This is a genomic window from Winogradskyella ouciana, assembly GCF_009709615.1.
GTDB classification, from domain to species: Bacteria; Bacteroidota; Bacteroidia; order Flavobacteriales; family Flavobacteriaceae; genus Winogradskyella; species Winogradskyella ouciana.
Genome location: NZ_WJYA01000098.1, coordinates 1 through 274, shown reverse-complemented (window position 1 = coordinate 274; position 274 = coordinate 1). Strand labels below are relative to the sequence as shown.

General features: G+C 69.7%; 1 protein-coding gene. It reads right to left on the bottom strand.

Going from position 1 to position 274, the window contains the following annotated elements:
• Positions 1-25: 25 nt before the first annotated feature.
• Positions 26-274, bottom strand: a 249-nt coding sequence (locus F1003_RS16635) for a hypothetical protein (RefSeq protein WP_162307007.1), incomplete at its 5' end; no start/stop codon positions are given.

Below are 274 nucleotides of genomic sequence, written 5' to 3'. Positions count from 1 at the left end.
TCCAATTGAGGCTCCTTCCAGTCAATCAGGTCGATTCCAGGTAGTCGCGGAGCGCATCCAGCGCGGCGTCCCACTGCGCCGAGAGCTCGGCCCACAGGTCGTCCCCCTCGGGCAGGACGGTGACCATCGTCTCCAGCACGGCGCGAAAGGCCGCCACCTCGGCGGCGGTGTGGTAGCGGCGCAGGACGCGCTCGAACGAGTCCTCCCAGCGGGCGATCTCCGGCACAAGGTCGTCGCGCAGCACGCGGCCGGCGTCGGTGAGCCAGATGCGCAC